The organism is Microbispora sitophila (assembly GCF_014892245.1).
Taxonomy (GTDB): Bacteria; Actinomycetota; Actinomycetes; order Streptosporangiales; family Streptosporangiaceae; genus Microbispora; species Microbispora siamensis.
On sequence record NZ_JADBGC010000007.1, the window covers coordinates 16,137 to 31,235 of the forward strand.

General features: G+C 71.5%; 14 protein-coding genes. 6 read left to right on the forward strand and 8 right to left on the reverse strand.

What is annotated here, in order from left to right; all coding sequences use genetic code 11:
* Positions 1 to 137 precede the first annotated feature (137 nt).
* Positions 138 to 422 carry a DUF1540 domain-containing protein gene (locus IL992_RS14090; protein WP_193203818.1) on the forward strand — a complete coding sequence of 95 codons (285 nt, stop codon included), beginning with the start codon at positions 138 to 140 and terminating at the stop codon, positions 420 to 422.
* On the opposite strand, the gene IL992_RS14095 is transcribed toward IL992_RS14090, so the two are convergent.
* Genes IL992_RS14095 through IL992_RS14105 form a run of 3 tightly spaced genes read right to left on the reverse strand, consistent with a single transcriptional unit; the run spans position 403 to position 3,289 of the window.
* The gene (locus IL992_RS14095; RefSeq protein WP_193203819.1) at positions 403 to 1,539 is read right to left on the reverse strand and encodes a class II histone deacetylase; all 1,137 of its coding nucleotides are present in this window, start codon (positions 1,537 to 1,539) and stop codon (positions 403 to 405) included. The two genes, IL992_RS14090 and IL992_RS14095, sit on opposite strands and share 20 nt — an antisense overlap.
* 14 nt (positions 1,540 to 1,553) lie before the next feature.
* The gene (locus tag IL992_RS14100) at positions 1,554 to 3,053 is read right to left on the reverse strand and encodes a sodium:solute symporter family protein (protein WP_193204094.1); all 1,500 of its coding nucleotides are present in this window, start codon (positions 3,051 to 3,053) and stop codon (positions 1,554 to 1,556) included.
* Positions 3,054 to 3,055: 2 nt separating this feature from the next.
* On the reverse strand, positions 3,056 to 3,289 hold the full coding sequence (locus tag IL992_RS14105) for a hypothetical protein (RefSeq protein WP_193203820.1): 234 nt from the start codon (positions 3,287 to 3,289) through the stop codon (positions 3,056 to 3,058).
* Positions 3,290 to 3,406: 117 nt separating this feature from the next.
* Between IL992_RS14105 and IL992_RS14110 the strand changes: the two genes are divergently transcribed.
* Together IL992_RS14110 and IL992_RS14115 are read left to right on the forward strand one after the other, a co-directional pair.
* Positions 3,407 to 4,558 (forward strand): LacI family DNA-binding transcriptional regulator, encoded by a 1,152-nt coding sequence (locus IL992_RS14110; protein WP_193203821.1) that lies wholly within the window; start codon positions 3,407 to 3,409, stop codon positions 4,556 to 4,558.
* Positions 4,559 to 4,719: 161 nt separating this feature from the next.
* Complete coding sequence (locus IL992_RS14115) at positions 4,720 to 5,661, forward strand: aminoglycoside phosphotransferase family protein (RefSeq protein WP_193203822.1); 942 nt, start codon at positions 4,720 to 4,722, stop codon at positions 5,659 to 5,661.
* Positions 5,662 to 5,713: 52 nt separating this feature from the next.
* On the opposite strand, the gene IL992_RS14120 is transcribed toward IL992_RS14115, so the two are convergent.
* The 5 genes from IL992_RS14120 to IL992_RS14140 all read right to left on the reverse strand — a co-directional run bounded on the left by IL992_RS14120 (position 5,714) and on the right by IL992_RS14140 (position 11,985).
* Positions 5,714 to 7,504 carry an IucA/IucC family protein gene (locus IL992_RS14120; RefSeq protein ID WP_193203823.1) on the reverse strand — a complete coding sequence of 597 codons (1,791 nt, stop codon included), beginning with the start codon at positions 7,502 to 7,504 and terminating at the stop codon, positions 5,714 to 5,716.
* Complete coding sequence (locus IL992_RS14125) at positions 7,501 to 8,094, reverse strand: GNAT family N-acetyltransferase (RefSeq protein ID WP_319018537.1); 594 nt, start codon at positions 8,092 to 8,094, stop codon at positions 7,501 to 7,503. The genes IL992_RS14120 and IL992_RS14125 overlap by 4 nt, the downstream gene beginning before the upstream one ends.
* On the reverse strand, positions 8,091 to 9,386 hold the full coding sequence (locus IL992_RS14130) for a lysine N(6)-hydroxylase/L-ornithine N(5)-oxygenase family protein (protein WP_193203824.1): 1,296 nt from the start codon (positions 9,384 to 9,386) through the stop codon (positions 8,091 to 8,093). The genes IL992_RS14125 and IL992_RS14130 overlap by 4 nt, the downstream gene beginning before the upstream one ends.
* Positions 9,373 to 10,872, reverse strand: a complete 1,500-nt coding sequence (locus IL992_RS14135; RefSeq protein WP_193203825.1) for a pyridoxal phosphate-dependent decarboxylase family protein — start codon at positions 10,870 to 10,872, stop codon at positions 9,373 to 9,375. The genes IL992_RS14130 and IL992_RS14135 overlap by 14 nt, the downstream gene beginning before the upstream one ends.
* An 87-nt stretch (positions 10,873 to 10,959) precedes the next feature.
* A complete protein-coding gene (locus IL992_RS14140) occupies positions 10,960 to 11,985 on the reverse strand; it encodes an ABC transporter substrate-binding protein (protein WP_319018538.1) in 1,026 nt (341 codons plus the stop codon).
* 120 nt (positions 11,986 to 12,105) lie between these two features.
* On the opposite strand from IL992_RS14140, the gene IL992_RS14145 reads away from it, so the two are divergent.
* The 3 genes from IL992_RS14145 to IL992_RS14155 are packed head-to-tail and all read left to right on the forward strand — an operon-like array spanning position 12,106 to position 15,049.
* Positions 12,106 to 13,146 carry a FecCD family ABC transporter permease gene (locus tag IL992_RS14145; RefSeq protein WP_319018539.1) on the forward strand — a complete coding sequence of 347 codons (1,041 nt, stop codon included), beginning with the start codon at positions 12,106 to 12,108 and terminating at the stop codon, positions 13,144 to 13,146.
* Positions 13,147 to 13,187: 41 nt separating this feature from the next.
* On the forward strand, positions 13,188 to 14,183 hold the full coding sequence (locus tag IL992_RS14150; RefSeq protein WP_226872951.1) for a FecCD family ABC transporter permease: 996 nt from the start codon (positions 13,188 to 13,190) through the stop codon (positions 14,181 to 14,183).
* Between the two features lie 50 nt (positions 14,184 to 14,233).
* On the forward strand, positions 14,234 to 15,049 hold the full coding sequence (locus IL992_RS14155) for an ABC transporter ATP-binding protein (protein WP_226872985.1): 816 nt from the start codon (positions 14,234 to 14,236) through the stop codon (positions 15,047 to 15,049).
* Positions 15,050 to 15,099: the final 50 nt, after the last annotated feature.

A 15,099-nucleotide genomic window follows, 5' to 3' on the forward strand; every position in this document is an offset into this window, starting at 1 on the left:
GCGTTCCGTGCTTTCACAACCTCGGATCAGGGAAGCGTTTTTGGCGGAGTCTGGGACCGCGGCGGAGATTGCCGACCTGGTCGAAGGCGGTATGAGCCAGGACGAAAGCCACGATCGTCAGGGGGGAACAGCCGCTCATGGAGATGCCCGTAGTCAACCATTGCGAGGCCACCTCGTGCGCGTACAACCGCGACCGCATGTGCCACGCCACCGCCATCACGGTCGGGGACGCGTCACACGCGCATTGCGACACGTTCTTCACCGCGCCCACGCAGGGAGGCGACCAGGAGACCGTGGGCCGGGTGGGCGCCTGCAAGATGTCCGACTGTCAGCACAACGTGGCGCTGGAATGCCAGGCGCCCGGCATCGACATCGGCTACTCCCAGGACGAGGCCGACTGCCTCACGTACGCCCCGGCGTAGGCCCGCCGGCGAGCAGGCCAAGGCCGTGGGCGAGCTGTTCGGCCTTCTTCAGCACGTCGTCCTGCCATGAGGTGAGCGGGTGCTGCGGAGAGGAGGCCCACACCTCGTCGAAGGGGTCTCCGACGCCGGTCTCGTGTCCCGACAGGGTCTCCAGCACCGCCAGGCCGCAGAACGGAACGTACACCGGGGAGTAGCCGCCCTCGTGGGACATGACGAGGCGGCCCTCGCAGACCTCCTCGGCGACGTCCATCAACTGCCGGGTCAGCGCGCGGTATCCGGCGGCCGTCACGGTCATCCGCCCCAGCGGGTCCGCCGCGGAGGCGTCGAACCCGCTCGCCACCATGATGAGTTCGGGCGCGAACGCCCGTACGGCGGGCACCACCACGCGGCGGAACGCCTCGATGTAGGCGCCGTTGCCGCATCCGGCCGGAAGGGGGATGTTGAGCGCCGTCCCCGCGCCCGCTCCCGTGCCGGTCTCCGCGAACGTGCCGCTGTGCTGCGGGAACAGGTGTTCCTGGTGAATGGAGACGGTCAGCACGCCGGGGTCCTCGTAGAACGCCGACTGCGTCCCGTTGCCGTGGTGCACGTCGTAGTCGACGACCGCGACCCGGCGCACCCCGTGGTTGGCGCGCGCCCACTCCACGGCGACCGCGATGTTGGCGAACAGGCAGTAGCCCATCCCTCGGTCGCGCTCCGCGTGGTGTCCCGGGGGGCGGACCAGCGCGTACGCGTTGTCCGCCGCCCCCGTCAGCACCGCCTCGGTCGCCGCGATCGTCCCGCCCGCCGCCAGCCGGGCGATCTCGTACGAGCCCGGCCCGAAGGGGGACTGTCCGTCACCCGCGTCACCGCCGCCCGCTTCGCTGAGGGCCCGGATGCGTGCCACGTGCGCGGGACTGTGCACGCGCAGCAGGTCCTCTTCCGTGGCGGGTCGCGCCGGGACGCGCAGCAGGTGGTCGAGCAACCCGGAGACCTCGACGAGCCCGGCGAACCGGGTCTTGGACTCCGGGCTCTCGAAGTTCCGGAATGGCTGGACGGCCCCGCCCGCGGGCAGCAACCCGGCGTGCGTGCCCGTGTCGTGCCAGGCGTAGCGCTCGTGCCAGACGTATCCGGTGGTCATGGATTCCAGGCTCCTCACTGAGTGGGTAGGGTTTCGGCCCGGGTCACGCCGGCGACGTCGTCGAAGAGGGCGGCGATCCGGGCCTCCTCGGCCTGCGAGCGCGGCCCGAGGAACGCGAGACCGACGTAGACGGCGGTGTTGACGATCAGACCGGCCACGCCGGAGGTCAGTCCGCCGAGCCAGGGAATCGAGGTTTCGTACACCGCCTGGAGCACCGCGGCGACGGCGAACCCGGTCAGCATGGCCGCGATCGCCCCGGCCGCGGTGCCTCGCCTCCAGAAGATGCCGAGGAAGAGCGCCGGTGCGAGCTGGCAGATGCCCTGGTAGGAGATGATCGCGAGGCTGGCCAGGCCCTGGCTGTTCGAGGTCGCGGCGGCGGCGGCCGCGGCGAGCACGGTCAGCACGATCACGGCGGTCTTGGCCGCGGTGGTCTCCCGCCCGTCGTCGGGGCGGCCGTCAGCCCGGCGGGGCAGCACGTCGTTGCTGATCAGCGCGCCACAGGCCTGCATGTTGGCGTCGACGTTGCCCATGGTGGCGGCCAGGACGATGACCCCGGCCAGGGCCACGAGCACCGTGCCGCCGACGCCCGCCGTGATGAACCAGACGTGGTCGGGCGCGGCCGAGACGCCGGGGACCGTCGAGGCCAGCATGCCCAGCAGGCTCAGCGCCGTGGCGAAGACGAGGACGTAGGGCGCGATCTGCACCGCCGACCGCTTGATGACCGCCGCGCTGCGCGCCGTGAACAGCCGTACGAAGATGTCCGGCCAGCACCAGCCGCCGAGCGCGCCGGTCAGCACGATCGACATCAGGTAGAGCGGGCCGGTCTCGCTGCCGGGTCCGGGCAGCGAGAAGAACGTGCCGGGGAGCTTGTCCAGGGTGTGCCCGTTCGTGAGCAGCCACACCAGCAGCCCGAGGATGACGCACAACCCCAGCACGTACGCCACCAGGCCCTGGACCATGTCGCTGACCACGACGCCGCGCATTCCCATGCGGACCGTCCAGATCTGGCGCAGCGCGAGGAAGCCGATGCCGATCAGGATGGCGGCGTTCGCCGACACCCGTCCGAAGGACAGGTACGAGAACACCAGGCCGAGCGACTGCAGCCCCAGGACCAGCCAGGGGAACGACGCGACGATGCCGATGACGGCGGCGACGGTCCGCACGTGGCGGGAGCCGAAGCGCAGGCCGAGGAAGTCCGCCTGGGTACGCAGGTCGAAGCGGCGCCCCCAGTCGTGTACGCGCTGGGCCATGAAGAACATCAGCACCACGGCGAGCAGCGAATAGGGCAGGTAGTAGAAGCCGAGCACCCCGGAGCCTGCGGCCAGGCCGGTGAAGGAGATGAAGATCGATCCGGGCAGCCATGTGTTCAGGAACGACATGGTCTGATACCAGGAGCCGAAGGAGCGTCCGGCGACCGCGTAGTCGCTGAAGTCGTGGTTCGCCCGCTTGGAGCGTTCGAGGACGACCACGATCAGCAGGAGCAGCAGGGCGATCGCGCCGTATCCGACCAGCATGTTCACGACCGGCCTCCGGGGGTGGTCGCGCGCGGGCGGTCGAGCGCGTACATGACCAGGATGCCGGCGAGCACGACGGCTCCGCCGCCGACGAAGTAGAGCAGGGAGAGCGCGGGGTTCGCGCGGTTCCCGACGAACCAGTACACGGGCGGGCAGAGCGTCAGGACGACGTCGAGGATGAGCAGGGCCGCGAACAGGCCGCGCGGCCGGGGACGGGTACGGGGGGCTTGGCTCATGGCGGTCCTTAGTGCCGTAGTGCGATGAGGTGGACCACGTTGAAGATGCCGGAACGTTCCGGCGTCGCTAAAGTAAATGCAGTCGGAACGTTCCGGCAAGACCTCGGAGTTAACGTCGTGAAAAATGTCGAGGGGCACCCGAAGCGGCGCACCGGCGAGCAGCAGGGCGCCGACGAGCAGGGGGCCGCGCCGCCGCCGTCCGAAGGGGCGCCGGGGGCGTCATCCGCGCCCGTCCCGGGGCCTGCCCGTTCGGTGACGATCGTCGACGTGGCCCGCCACGCCGGGGTCTCCAAGACCACCGCCTCCGACGCGCTGTCCGGCGCCGGCCGGGTCTCGGCGCGGACCCGGGCCCGGATCGAGGAGGTCGCCGCGAGGCTCGGCTATCACCCCAACACGGCCGCCCGCCATCTGCGCAACAGCCGCGTCGGCGCGGTCGGCCTCTACCTGCCGCGCCAGGTGATGGGGACGGGTTTCTACATGGAGTTCGCCTTCGGGGTCGCCGAGCGTGCCCGGGCGGCCGGGCTCGACCTCACCCTGCTCGGACCCGACTCCAGCGGGATCAAGGCCCCTCGGCTGCGGGTGGACGGTCTGATCATCCTGGACCCGATCCTGGACGATCCGGTCGTCGCGGACCTGCTCGGTGGGGGCGTTCCGGTGGTCACCGTGGGTTACCACCGGGGTTCCGGTCCCGCGCCGCGTGGCGTCCTGAGCGCCGACCACGTGGAGACGACCAACCTGCTCCTCGAACATCTCGGCTCCCGCGGCTCCACGATGCCCGGACTGATCATGCCGGACGGGGACTTCCTCACCGACTGGTCGCTGACGCTGCAGGAGACCTACGAGAGGTGGTGCTCGGCGCACGGCGTGGAACCCGCCACCAGAGGTGTCGCGGTGGACGCCTCGCCAGAGACGCTCGACGCGGTCGTCCGCGACCTGATGGCTTCCCGCCCCGACCTCGACGCCCTCGTCTGCGCCCCGGACGGCAGCGCCCTGCGCGCGCTCGGCACGCTGCGGTCGCTGGGACGGCGGGTCGGTGAGGAGTTGCTGCTCGCGTCGTGCGTGGCGAGCCAGAGCCTGGAGATGTGCGACCCGCCGATCACCGCCGTCGACCTGCGCCCGCGCGCCTACGGCGCGAGCGCCGCCGAACTGCTCGCGGAGATCCTGGCGGCGGACGCGGCCGACGACGAGCCCATCACGCGGGTGCACCCGGCCGAGCTACGGATTCACGCCTCGACCGGCTCCGAACCCGCCGGACCCGCTCGTCCATGACGAAGTCGCCGCCCCCTCGCATCCCGCGCGACGACGCGGGCCGCTGATCGCGTTTGGGTAGGCTTCGGCTATGCATTGAGTCCTGCCCGGAAGCCGGGCACCGCCATCGTCTCCTTCGTGTCACGCGATCGAATCCGGAACTCACGAAGGAGACATTCACCATGCCCGCGTCGATTCGCATCGACGTCCCCGAGGCGCTGGCCGCCTCACACAGCAAGTACGGCGGTGCGTCCGGTCGCGCCTGGATCGCCGCGCTGCCCAGGCTGGCCACCGATTTCCTGGACCGGTGGACGCTGCGGTTGGACGGCCCGGGGCGGCACGGCATGGCATCGCTCGTGCTACCGGTGACCCGCGCGGACGGCACGCCCGCCGCGCTCAAGCTCCAGCCGGTCAGCGAGGAGCACGCCACTGAACCGATCGGGCTGCGCGTCTGGGACGGCGACGGGGCGGTACGCCTGCTCGACCACGACCCGGACACCGGCACCATGCTCCTGGAGCGCCTGGACGCGACCCGGCCGCTGTCGTCGGTGGCCGACGACAGCGCCGCCCTGCGGATCCTGGCCGGGCTGCTGGAGCGCCTGGTCGCGGTGCCCGCGCCGGAGGGCCTGCGCCGCCTGGCCGACATCGCCGCCGCCATGCTCGACCAGGCGCCACGCGCCGTGCTCTCGCTGGTGGACCCGGCCGATCGACGACTGGTGCGGACCTGCGCGTCCGCCGTGGCCGAACTGATCGGTGAACCCGGTGACCGCCTGCTGCACTGGGACCTGCACTACGACAACATCCTCGCCGGAGGGCGAGAACCCTGGCTGGCCATCGACCCCAAACCACTCGCCGGCGACCCCGGCTTCGACCTGCTGCCGGCACTGGACAACCGGTGGGACGAGGTGGTGGCGACCGGTGACGTCACCCGCGCCGTACTCCGCCGCTTCGACCTGCTGACCGAAGCCCTCGGTCTGGACCGGCGCCGGGCGACCGGCTGGACGCTGGGCCGCGTGCTGCAGAACGCGTTGTGGGACGTCGAGGACGGCGAGACCGCGCTGCAGCCGGCCCAGGTCGCCATCGCCACCGCCCTTCTGCGCCATCGGGCGCGCGGCAGGCCATAACGAGCCCGTTCACGGTCCCGGCACGCGGCGAGGGCCCCGCCCGAGGTGGTCGTCATCGGTCCACGGGGGCGAAGCGGGCGATGGGGTTGACCAGCTCGCCGGCCATCTGCAGCGCAGCCGACGGGTCGGCCAGGTCCACCATCTGCCGGTTGTTGCGCAGTTGCAGGCGGTTGAGGCACGACAGGGCGAACGTCTCGGCGAACAGGTCGTAGCGCAGGAACCGGTCCGCGAGGTGCGGGACCGACCGCTGGTAGGCCGCCGCGCACTCGGCGACGGTCCGCCAGAAGGCGTCCTCGTCCAGCACGGCGTCCGTGGCGAGCACCGCGTTGAGGAAGCGCAGGAAGCAGTCGAAGACGTCGGTGAAGATCGACAGCAGCCGGTGTTCCTCGGGCACCTCGGCGCGGATCCTGGCGACCTCGGGCGGCAGGTCCGCGTCCGGGTCCATCACCACGATCTCCTCGGCGATGTCCTTGAAGATCACCCGTTCCACCGCGCCGCCGTCGAGGACCAGGATGACGTTCTCGCCGTGCGGCATGAACGCCAGGTCGTACGCGTAGAAGGCGTGCAGCAGCGGGACGAGGTACGCGTCGAGGTAGCGCCGCAGCCACACCTCGGGGGCGAGGCCCGACTGCTCGATCAGCGCCGCCGCGAACGACCGCCCTTCCTGGTCGGTATGCAGCAGGGATGCCATCGTGGCCAGGCGCCGGCCCGGCTCCAGGCCGGCGACCGGGCTCTCCCGCCACAGCGCCGCCAGCATCTTCCGGTACGGCGAGTAGCGGTCGGTGGCCGCCTCGTACAGGCGGTTGCGGTAGCCGACGGCCGCCCGCTCACGGATGATTGTCAGGCGGGTCGCGCGGAAGACCTCGTCGTCCCAGATCAGGTCGGCGAGCCAGTCGTTGATCGCGGGGGTGCCCTCCATGTACGCCGCCGACAGGCCCCGCATGAAGCCCATGTTCAGCACCGACAGCGCCGTCTTGACGTAGTGCTTCGACGGCGCGCTCGCGTTGAAGAACGTGCGCACCGACTGCTGCGCGAGGTGCTCGTCGTCGCCGGGGCCCAGGCAGACCAGCCGCCGCTCGGCGACCTCGGCCGCGAACGTCACCGAGATCCGGTTCCACCACTGCCAGGGGTGCACCGGGACGAGCAGGTAGTCGGCCATGTCGAGCCCCAGGCCGGCCAGCGTGCCGGCGAAGCGGGCCAGGACCTCCTCGCCGAGTTCGCCGCGCGTGAGCCGTTCATAGTCGATGTCGCGTGAGCAGGTGAACGTGGTGTGGTCGCGGTGGGCGGCCAGCCAGATCAGCCGTACGGGCGCGGCGGCCTCCGGGGCGTACCGGTGGTGGTCGTCGATCCCGTAGCCGATCCGGCCGCTGTTCGCCACGAAGCACGGGTGGCCCTCGGTCATGGCGGCCTCGATCTCCTGGAAGCCGGCCTTCGCCAGCTCGGCCACACCGACCGGCGGGCGGCTCAGCTTGTACGCGAGGCTCGCCAGCGTTGAGGTGATCTCCTCCAGGTAGACCGGGAGGATCTCGTCGCTCAGCCCGAGCGGGCCGCGCATCTCGGTGACGAACTCCAGCGCGTCCAGCGGCAGGGTCTCGCCGGAGAGCCGGTGGCGGGTGACCTCGCCGATGTGCCAGTGGTCGAGGGACATCACGGTCGCGGTGAAGCGATACTCCACCTCGCCCCACCCGCAGCCGCCGGGCACGGCGAAACGGCCGTCGCCGAGCGGCCGAGGGGTGAGCAGCCGCTCGTGGGCGAACTCGGCGAGCGCCTTGCGCACCAGCCGCCGGTTGGCCCGCTCCCACAGCTCGGGCGTGAGGTGGGAGACCGCCTCGATCGGGTTCACGGCATCACCTTCCGGGTCGCGGCCAGGAACCTCTCCCGGGTGCAGACACTCAGCAGGGCGTCCTTCTCCGGCTTGGTGACCGTGCCGACGACTTCGAAGCCGACGGCCGCGTTGAGCGCGTGCACGGCCGTGTTGCGCACGTCGGGCTCGACCACGACCCGCCGGGTCGCGGGATCGGCGAACAGCGACGCCATGACCGTGGTGATCACGGCCAGGGTGAAGCCGTGGATCGGGGTGTCGGCGGGCGCGCACAGGAAGTGCATGCCGATGTCGCCCTCCTCGGCGTCGTAGAGCCCCGCCAGCTCGACCCGGGCGGGGTCGTAGCTCTCGGCCAGGAAGGCCGGGCGGCCGTTCACCAGCCCGAGGAACGCGTCGCGATGCGGGTGTTCGACGATCTCGCGGTATTCCTTCTCCACGCGGGCGACGTCGGCGTCCTGCATCATCCAGAACACCGCCTTGGGGTGGGTGACCCAGGCGTGCACGACCGGCGCGTCGGCCTCCGGGTCGAGCCGGCGCACGGCGAGCTCGCCGACCCGGTCGTCCCTGCGGCGAAAGAGGACGTCGCTGTGCCTACTGATTCGCTCGCTCACGCGACCACGCCCTCGGGCGCGCCGAACTCCTGGAAGGCGATGGCCTTCTCGATGGGGTAGTGCTCCCGGCCCAGGATCTGGCTGATGATCCACGAGTTGCGGTAGGGGCCCATGCCGAGGTCGGGGGAGGTGACGCTGTGGGCGTGGGTGGCGCCGTTCTGTACGAAGATCCCCCGGCCGGTGACGTCGACACTGTAGTTCCTGGCCACGTCCAACCGGCCGTGCCGGTCCCACCGGATCCGGTCGCGTACGGGATCGAGGAAGGCGGGGGGCTCGTAGCGGTAGCCGGTGGCCAGCACGAGCCCCTGGGTGACGAGCGTGAAGTCGCGCTCCTGCTCCACGTGGCGCAGCCCGAGCGTGTACTCGCCCCGGCCGGCGTCGTAGGCCGCCTCGCGCAGCTCGGTGCAGGTCAGCAGCCGGGTGGGGATCGGGCCGCCGACGGTCTTGGCGTACAGCAGGTCGAAGATCTCGTTGATCAGCGCCGCGTCGATGCCCTTGTAGAGGCCCTTCTGCTCGGCTTCGAGGCGGTAGCGGGTGTCCTCCGGGAGCGCGTGGAAGTAGTCGACGTACTCGGGGGAGGTCATCTCCAGCGTCAGCTTGGTGTATTCCAGCGGGAAGAACCGCGGGGACCTGGTCACCCAGTTCAGCCGGTAGCCGCACGTGTCGATGTCGGCCAGCAGGTCGCGGTAGATCTCGGCGGCGCTCTGCCCGCTGCCGACGATCGTGATGCTCTCTTTCGTCTGCAGCGCGGCCTTGGCGTCGAGGTAGCCGGCGTTGTGGACGAGGTCGCCGCCGAGGCCCCGGCAGGCCTCCGGCACGTACGGCGGGGTGCCGGTGCCGAGCACGAGGTGCGGGGCCCGGTGCTCGGTCTCCTCACCGCCCTCGGTTACCGCGCGCACGACGTAGTGGCCGTCGGCCTCGTCGTACGTCACCGAGGTCACCCGGTGGCCGAAGCGGACGCTTCGCAGCCGGGCGGCGGCCCAGCGGCAGTACGCGTCGTATTCGGCGCGAAGCTGGTAGAAGCTCTCGCGGATGTAGAAGGGGTACAGCCTGCCGGTCTCCTTCAGGTAGTTGAGGAAGGAGTAGGGCGAGGTCGGGTCGGCCAGCGTGACGAGGTCGGCGATGAACGGCGTCTGCAGCGTCACGGAGTCGAGCATCATCCCGGGGTGCCAGGCGAAGCCGGGCCTCGCCTCCAGGAACACGCCGTCGAGCTCGGCGATGGGCTCGGCGAGGCAGGCCAGGCCCAGGTTGAACGGCCCCAGCCCGATCGCGACGAAGTCATGAGTGGACATGCGTTACCTCCGAGTGGTCGGCGAGCGGGGCGAGGTCGTCCACGTACCGCTGGGCGTGTCCGGCGAGGAGGTCGAGGACGTGCGCGACGTCGTCCAGCGTGGTCTCCGGGTTGAGCAGGGTGAACTTCAGGTAGTGGCGGCCGTCGACCGTGGTCCCGGCGACGACGGCCTCGCCGGAGGCGGCCAGGGCCTCGCGGGCGTACAGGTTCGCGTCGTCGGCGAGCTTGCTAGGACCTTCCGGCGGCAGGTAGCGGAAGACCAGGGTGCTCAGCGGCGACCGCGTGACGACCTCGAAACGCGGGTCCGCCGCGACCAGGGCGTACGAGTCGGCCGCGCGGTCCACGACCTCGTCGAACAGCTCGCCGACCGCGTCCGGGCCCATCACCCGCAGCGTCAGCCAGAGCTTGAGCGCGTCGAAGCGGCGGGTGGTCTGCAGGCTCTTGTCCACCTGGTTGGGAATCCCCCGCTCGGCCATCCGCCGGGGGTTGAGGTAGTCGGCGTGGTGGGCCGCGTGCCGCAGCACCGCGCCGTCGCGCACCAGTACGGCGCTCGAGCTGACCGGCTGGAAGAAGGACTTGTGGAAGTCGACGGTGACCGAGTCGGCCCGCTCGATCCCATCGAGCAGGTGCCGCCGTCTGCGGGAGACCAGCAGCCCGCAGCCGTACGCCGCGTCCACGTGCAGCCACACCCCGGCCGACTCGCACAGGCGGGCGATCTCCGGCAGGGGGTCGATCGAGCCGAAGTCGGTGGTGCCGGCGGTGGCCACCACGGCCATGACCACCAGTCCGGCGCGGCGGCAGCGGTCGAGTTCGCGGGCGAGCGCGGCCGGGCGCATCCGCCGATCGGCATCGGTCTCCACGGTGACGACGGCGTCCGGCCCGAGACCGAGCAGGTTCGCCGCCTTGCGCACGCTGAAGTGCCCGGCCTCCGACGTGATCACGCGCAGCCGCGACGAGGCGGCGCCGGCGATCGCATGAGCCTCCTCGCGGGCGAGCAGCAGGGCGTGGAGGTTCGACTGGGTGCCGCCGCTGGTGAAGACACCGTCGGCGGCGGGGCCGAAGCCGATCCTGCCGGCCGTCCACTCGATCAGGCGGCGCTCGATGAGCGTGCCGCCCGCGCTCTGGTCCCACGTGTCGAGTGAGGAGTTCACCGCCGACAGCACCGCCTCCCCGAGCAGGGCGGGGATCACCACCGGGCAGTTGAGATGCGCCAGGTAGCGGGGGTGGTGGAAGTAGACGGCGTCGCGCAGGTAGACCCGTTCGAGCTCGTCGAGGGCGGCGGCGTGGTCGTGCAACGGCCGTTCGAGGTCGATCGCGGCGATCTCCGGCGCGAGCCGTTCCGGGGACACGCCGCTGAACGGCCGGTCGGCGCGCCGGATCCGTTCCGCCACCCGCTCGGTTCCCGCGGCCATCGCCCGCCGGTACCCCTCCACTGTGCGGTCGTTGAACAGGTACGGCCGCGCGGCCCCGGCATGGGGATAGGTCATTGTCATCCTTACCGTGAAGAGTTAGGTGAGGCAAACCTAACTTGTGGGAGTAGACACGTGTCCCCGGGTGATTTCTCTGAAGCGTGGTCAGCCGAGCTTCTTGGCGTTCCGGATCGCCGTCGCCAGGTTCTCCAGGATCGGCGCGGCTCCGGCGTACGAGAAGCGCGGCACGGGGTCCCAGGCGACGACCTGGTCGGCCTTGACGGCGGGCAGCTTGGCCCAGGACGGCTTGGACGTCAGGTCCTTGGGCTGCAGCGCGGTGCTGCGGTTGTCGAGCAGGATCACATCGGCGTCGTACTTGTCGGCGTTCTCCCAGCTCAGGTTCTCGTAGTAGCCGCCCTCGCCGGGCTTTTCCGGCTTGACGACGTCGACTCCCAGCTGGGCGAAGTACATGAGGTCGGTGTTGACCTCCGGGTTGGACACGTACAGCACGTCGGGGCTGCCCGAGGCGGCCAGCACCTTGATCCCGGGGTTCTCCGCGACCGCCTTGCGCACGCTCTCGGCGGCGGCCTCGAACCTGGCCTTGGCCTCGGCGACCTTCGGGGCCTTGAGGTCCGCGCCCAGCGACTCGGCGAGGGCGGCGTACCGCTCGATCGGCTCGGTCATCGGGACGCGGGCCGTGCTGATGGCCACGGTGGGAGCGAGCTTGACGATCTTGTCCTTGCTCTCGTCCGGGACGTACCACAGGGCGCCGGGGTCGTACATGTGCGTGACGAGGAGCTCGGGGCGCAGCGCCGCGTACTTCTCGATGTTGAACTCGCCCCAGACGTTGCCGAGGATCGTGACCTTGTTCACGTCCAGGTCGCCGGCCTGCGGGTCGGGCGAGCCGTCGGCGCGCTTCGTCTCGCCGAAGACTCCCGCGACCTTCTGCTGCAGGCCGTAGTCGGCGAGCACCGCCGCCGTCCCGGTGAACGCCACGACCCGCGACGGGACGGCCCCGAGCGTGACCGTCTCCTTCCTGTCGTCGGTGAAGGACCACGACTTCGCGCTCTGACCTGCGGTGGAGGGCGCCGGATCGCTCGACCCGCAGGCGGCCAGCGCCAGGGTGAGTACGGCGGCTCCGCCCGCCGCGAAAAGGCCGCGACGGGACATGGGGGAGTTCAGGTTTCGCACGGTTCGTCTTTCTCTCGCGGGCCGAGGCCTTGGGGTTGATCGCTAGTTAGGTTACCCTTACCTAAGTTCTTGTCCAGAGGGGCGGTGGAAATCGCCCCCTGCCCCCCACCGGAGCAGTTCGTGGTCGTCACAGAGTCCTCGCAGATCAGCGCGCCTGCGCCGGTGCCGCGAAAACGCGCGGAAAACGCCCGGCGCGCCGCGGCGCTGCTGGGCTCGGCGATCGCGCTGGCCGTCGTCCTCGTGCTCAGCCTCGGGCTCGGCGCCCGGCAGCTCTCCCCGGCCGAGGTCTGGCACGGACTCCTCGACGCCGACTCCGCCGCCTACACGGTCGTCCACCAGATGCGGCTGCCGCGCACCCTCCTCGGACTGCTCGCCGGAGTCGCGCTGGGGGTCGCGGGCGGCGTCATGCAGGCGCTGACCCGCAACCCGCTGGCCGACCCCGGCCTGCTGGGGATCAACGCGGGCGCCTCGGCGGCGGTGGCCACGGCCGCCGGGCTGCTGGGCGTGGCGTCGTTCCAGGGCTACGTCTGGTTCGCCCTGGCCGGGGCGGCGGCCGTGTCCGTGCTGGTGTACGCGGTGGGCGGCGGGCGGGCGGCCACCCCGGCGCGGCTGGCTCTCGCGGGAGCCGCCATCAACGCGGCGCTCTACTCGTACGTGAACGGGACGATGCTGCTCGACTCGGCCTCGCTGGAGACCATGCGCTTCTGGACGGTCGGCTCGCTGGCGAGCGCACAGGGCGAGACCGCGGCCATGATGACGCCGTTCATCGCGGCGGGCCTGCTATTGGCTCTGGCTCTGGCCAGGCCGCTCAACGCGCTCGCGCTCGGCGACGACTCGGCGCGCTCGCTCGGCGCGCATCCCGCCCGGGTCCGCGCGGGCGCCATCGTGGCGGTGACGCTGCTGTGCGGGGCGGCGACGGCGGCCTGCGGGCCCATCGTCTTCGTCGGGCTCATGGTGCCGCACCTCGTCCGGGCGCTGACCGGCCCCGACCAGCGCTGGATGCTCCCCTGCTGCGCGCTGCTCGCGCCCGTGCTGCTGCTCGGCGCCGACGTGCTCGGGCGACTGGTGGCCAGGCCCGGCGAGCTGCAGGCGGGCATCGTCACGGCGGTGCTGGGCGGCCCGCTGTTCCTGTACTTCGTGCGAAGGAAGGTCAGGGTGTGAGCGCCGTACGGCCGATGCCGGCTGGAAGGATCGCCGGTGGTATGACCCCGCGGTTCAGGGCTGTCGCCGTGGGATCCGGCTGCCTGCTGCTCGCGCTCGTCTTCGGCGTGCTCGCGGTCGGCGGCGGCGACTATCCGATGAGCCCCTCCGACGTCGTGCGCACCATCCTGGGCGGCGGCAGCCCGGCGGAGGACTTCATCGTGCACGAGCTCCGGCTGCCCCGCGTGGTCACCGCGCTGCTCGTGGGCGCCGCCCTCGCGCTGGCCGGCGCGGTCTTCCAGTCGCTCGTACGCAACCCGCTGGGCAGCCCCGACCTGCTCGGGTTCACCCAGGGCTCGGCGGCCGGGGCGCTCCTCGTGGTCATCACGGGAGGCGGCAGCGCGGCACTCGCGGGCGGCGCGGTGCTCGGCGGGGTCGTCACCGGAGCGGTCATCTACGCGCTGGCCTGGCGCGGCGGCCTGCACGGGCACCGTCTCGTGCTGGTGGGCATCGGCGCCACCGCGATCCTCACCGGCGTCAACGGCTACCTGCTGACCCGGGGACGGCTGATGGAGGCGGCGCGGGCCATGCTGTGGCTCACCGGCAGCCTGGACGGTCGCGGCTGGGAGGACGTCCTCCCGCTGCTCGTCGCGATGGCGGTGCTGGCGCCGGTGGTGCTGCTCGGCTGCGCCCGCCCGCTGGCGATCACGGAAATGGGCGACGACCTGGCGCGCGGCCTCGGCGTACGGGTGCAGGGCCTGCGGCTGGTCCTGCTGGGTGCGGCCGTGCTGCTCACCTCCCTGGCGGCGGCGACCGCCGGGCCGGTGTCGTTCGTCGCGCTCACCGCCCCGCACCTGGCCAGGCGGATGACCAGGGCGCCCGGGCCGAACCTGCTCGCCGCGACGTGCACGGGCGCGGCGCTGCTGACGGGCGCCGACCTGGCCGCGCAGCGGCTGTTCGGGGGCCACCAACTGCCCGTCGGGGTGGTGACGGGGGTGCTCGGCGGCGGCTACCTCGTCTGGCTGCTCGCCGCCCAGCGGAAGGCGGGACGGATATGACCCAGACGATCGAGCACGAAATCAGCGGGCATGGAAACGGAGTGGCGGGCATGCACGACGACGGGCCGCGCCTGAGCGGCAGCGCGCTGACCCTCTCTTACGACAAGAGAGTCGTCGCCGAGGGCCTCGACGTCGCCATTCCCGACCGGTCCTTCACCGTGATCATCGGGCCCAACGCCTGCGGCAAGTCCACCCTGCTGCGGGCGCTGGCGCGCACGCTCCGGCCCGCCGCCGGGACCGTGCTGCTCGACGGGCGGGACATCACCTCCCTGCCCGCCAGGAAGGTCGCCAGGACCCTCGGCCTGCTGCCCCAGACGTCCGTCGCGCCGGACGGCATCACGGTCGCCGAACTGGTCGGCCGGGGGCGCTATCCCCACCAGCGGCTGCTGCGCCAGTGGTCGGCGGACGACGAGCGGGTGGTGCGCAAGTCGATGGAGGCCACCGGGGTCGCCGACCTGGCCGGACGCCTGGTCGACGAGCTGTCCGGTGGGCAGCGCCAGCGCGTGTGGATCGCGATGGCGCTGGCGCAGGAGACGCCGCTGCTGCTCCTGGACGAGCCGACGACCTACCTGGACATCGCCCACCAGATCGAGGTCCTCGACCTGTGCGCCCGCCTGCACGAGGAGCGCGGACGCACGCTCGTGGCGGTGCTCCACGACCTCAACCACGCCGCCCGCTACGCCACTCATCTGATCGCGATGCGCGACGGCCGGGTCGTGGCCGCCGGGGCGCCCGGAGAGGTCATGACCGCCGACCTGGTGGAGGAGGTCTTCCGGCTGCCCTGCCGGGTGATCGACGACCCGGAGACGGGCACTCCCCTGGTCGTTCCCGCCGCCCGCCGCCGTACCGAATCGGCCACGCGGTGATGAGGATTTCCGCCGGGGACGGCGTCGTGAGCATCCCGGTGCCGGAGGCT

Coding starts and splice junctions, on each gene's coding strand:
- IL992_RS14090 (WP_193203818.1), top strand. CDS start 138: ATGGAGATGCCCGTAGTCAACCATTGCGAGGCCACCTCGTGCGCGTAC.
- IL992_RS14095 (WP_193203819.1), bottom strand. CDS start 1,539: ATGACCACCGGATACGTCTGGCACGAGCGCTACGCCTGGCACGACACG.
- IL992_RS14100 (WP_193204094.1), bottom strand. CDS start 3,053: ATGCTGGTCGGATACGGCGCGATCGCCCTGCTGCTCCTGCTGATCGTG.
- IL992_RS14105 (WP_193203820.1), bottom strand. CDS start 3,289: ATGAGCCAAGCCCCCCGTACCCGTCCCCGGCCGCGCGGCCTGTTCGCG.
- IL992_RS14115 (WP_193203822.1), top strand. CDS start 4,720: ATGCCCGCGTCGATTCGCATCGACGTCCCCGAGGCGCTGGCCGCCTCA.
- IL992_RS14130 (WP_193203824.1), bottom strand. CDS start 9,386: ATGTCCACTCATGACTTCGTCGCGATCGGGCTGGGGCCGTTCAACCTG.
- IL992_RS14135 (WP_193203825.1), bottom strand. CDS start 10,872: ATGACCTATCCCCATGCCGGGGCCGCGCGGCCGTACCTGTTCAACGAC.
- IL992_RS14150 (WP_226872951.1), top strand. CDS start 13,188: ATGACCCCGCGGTTCAGGGCTGTCGCCGTGGGATCCGGCTGCCTGCTG.
- IL992_RS14155 (WP_226872985.1), top strand. CDS start 14,234: ATGCACGACGACGGGCCGCGCCTGAGCGGCAGCGCGCTGACCCTCTCT.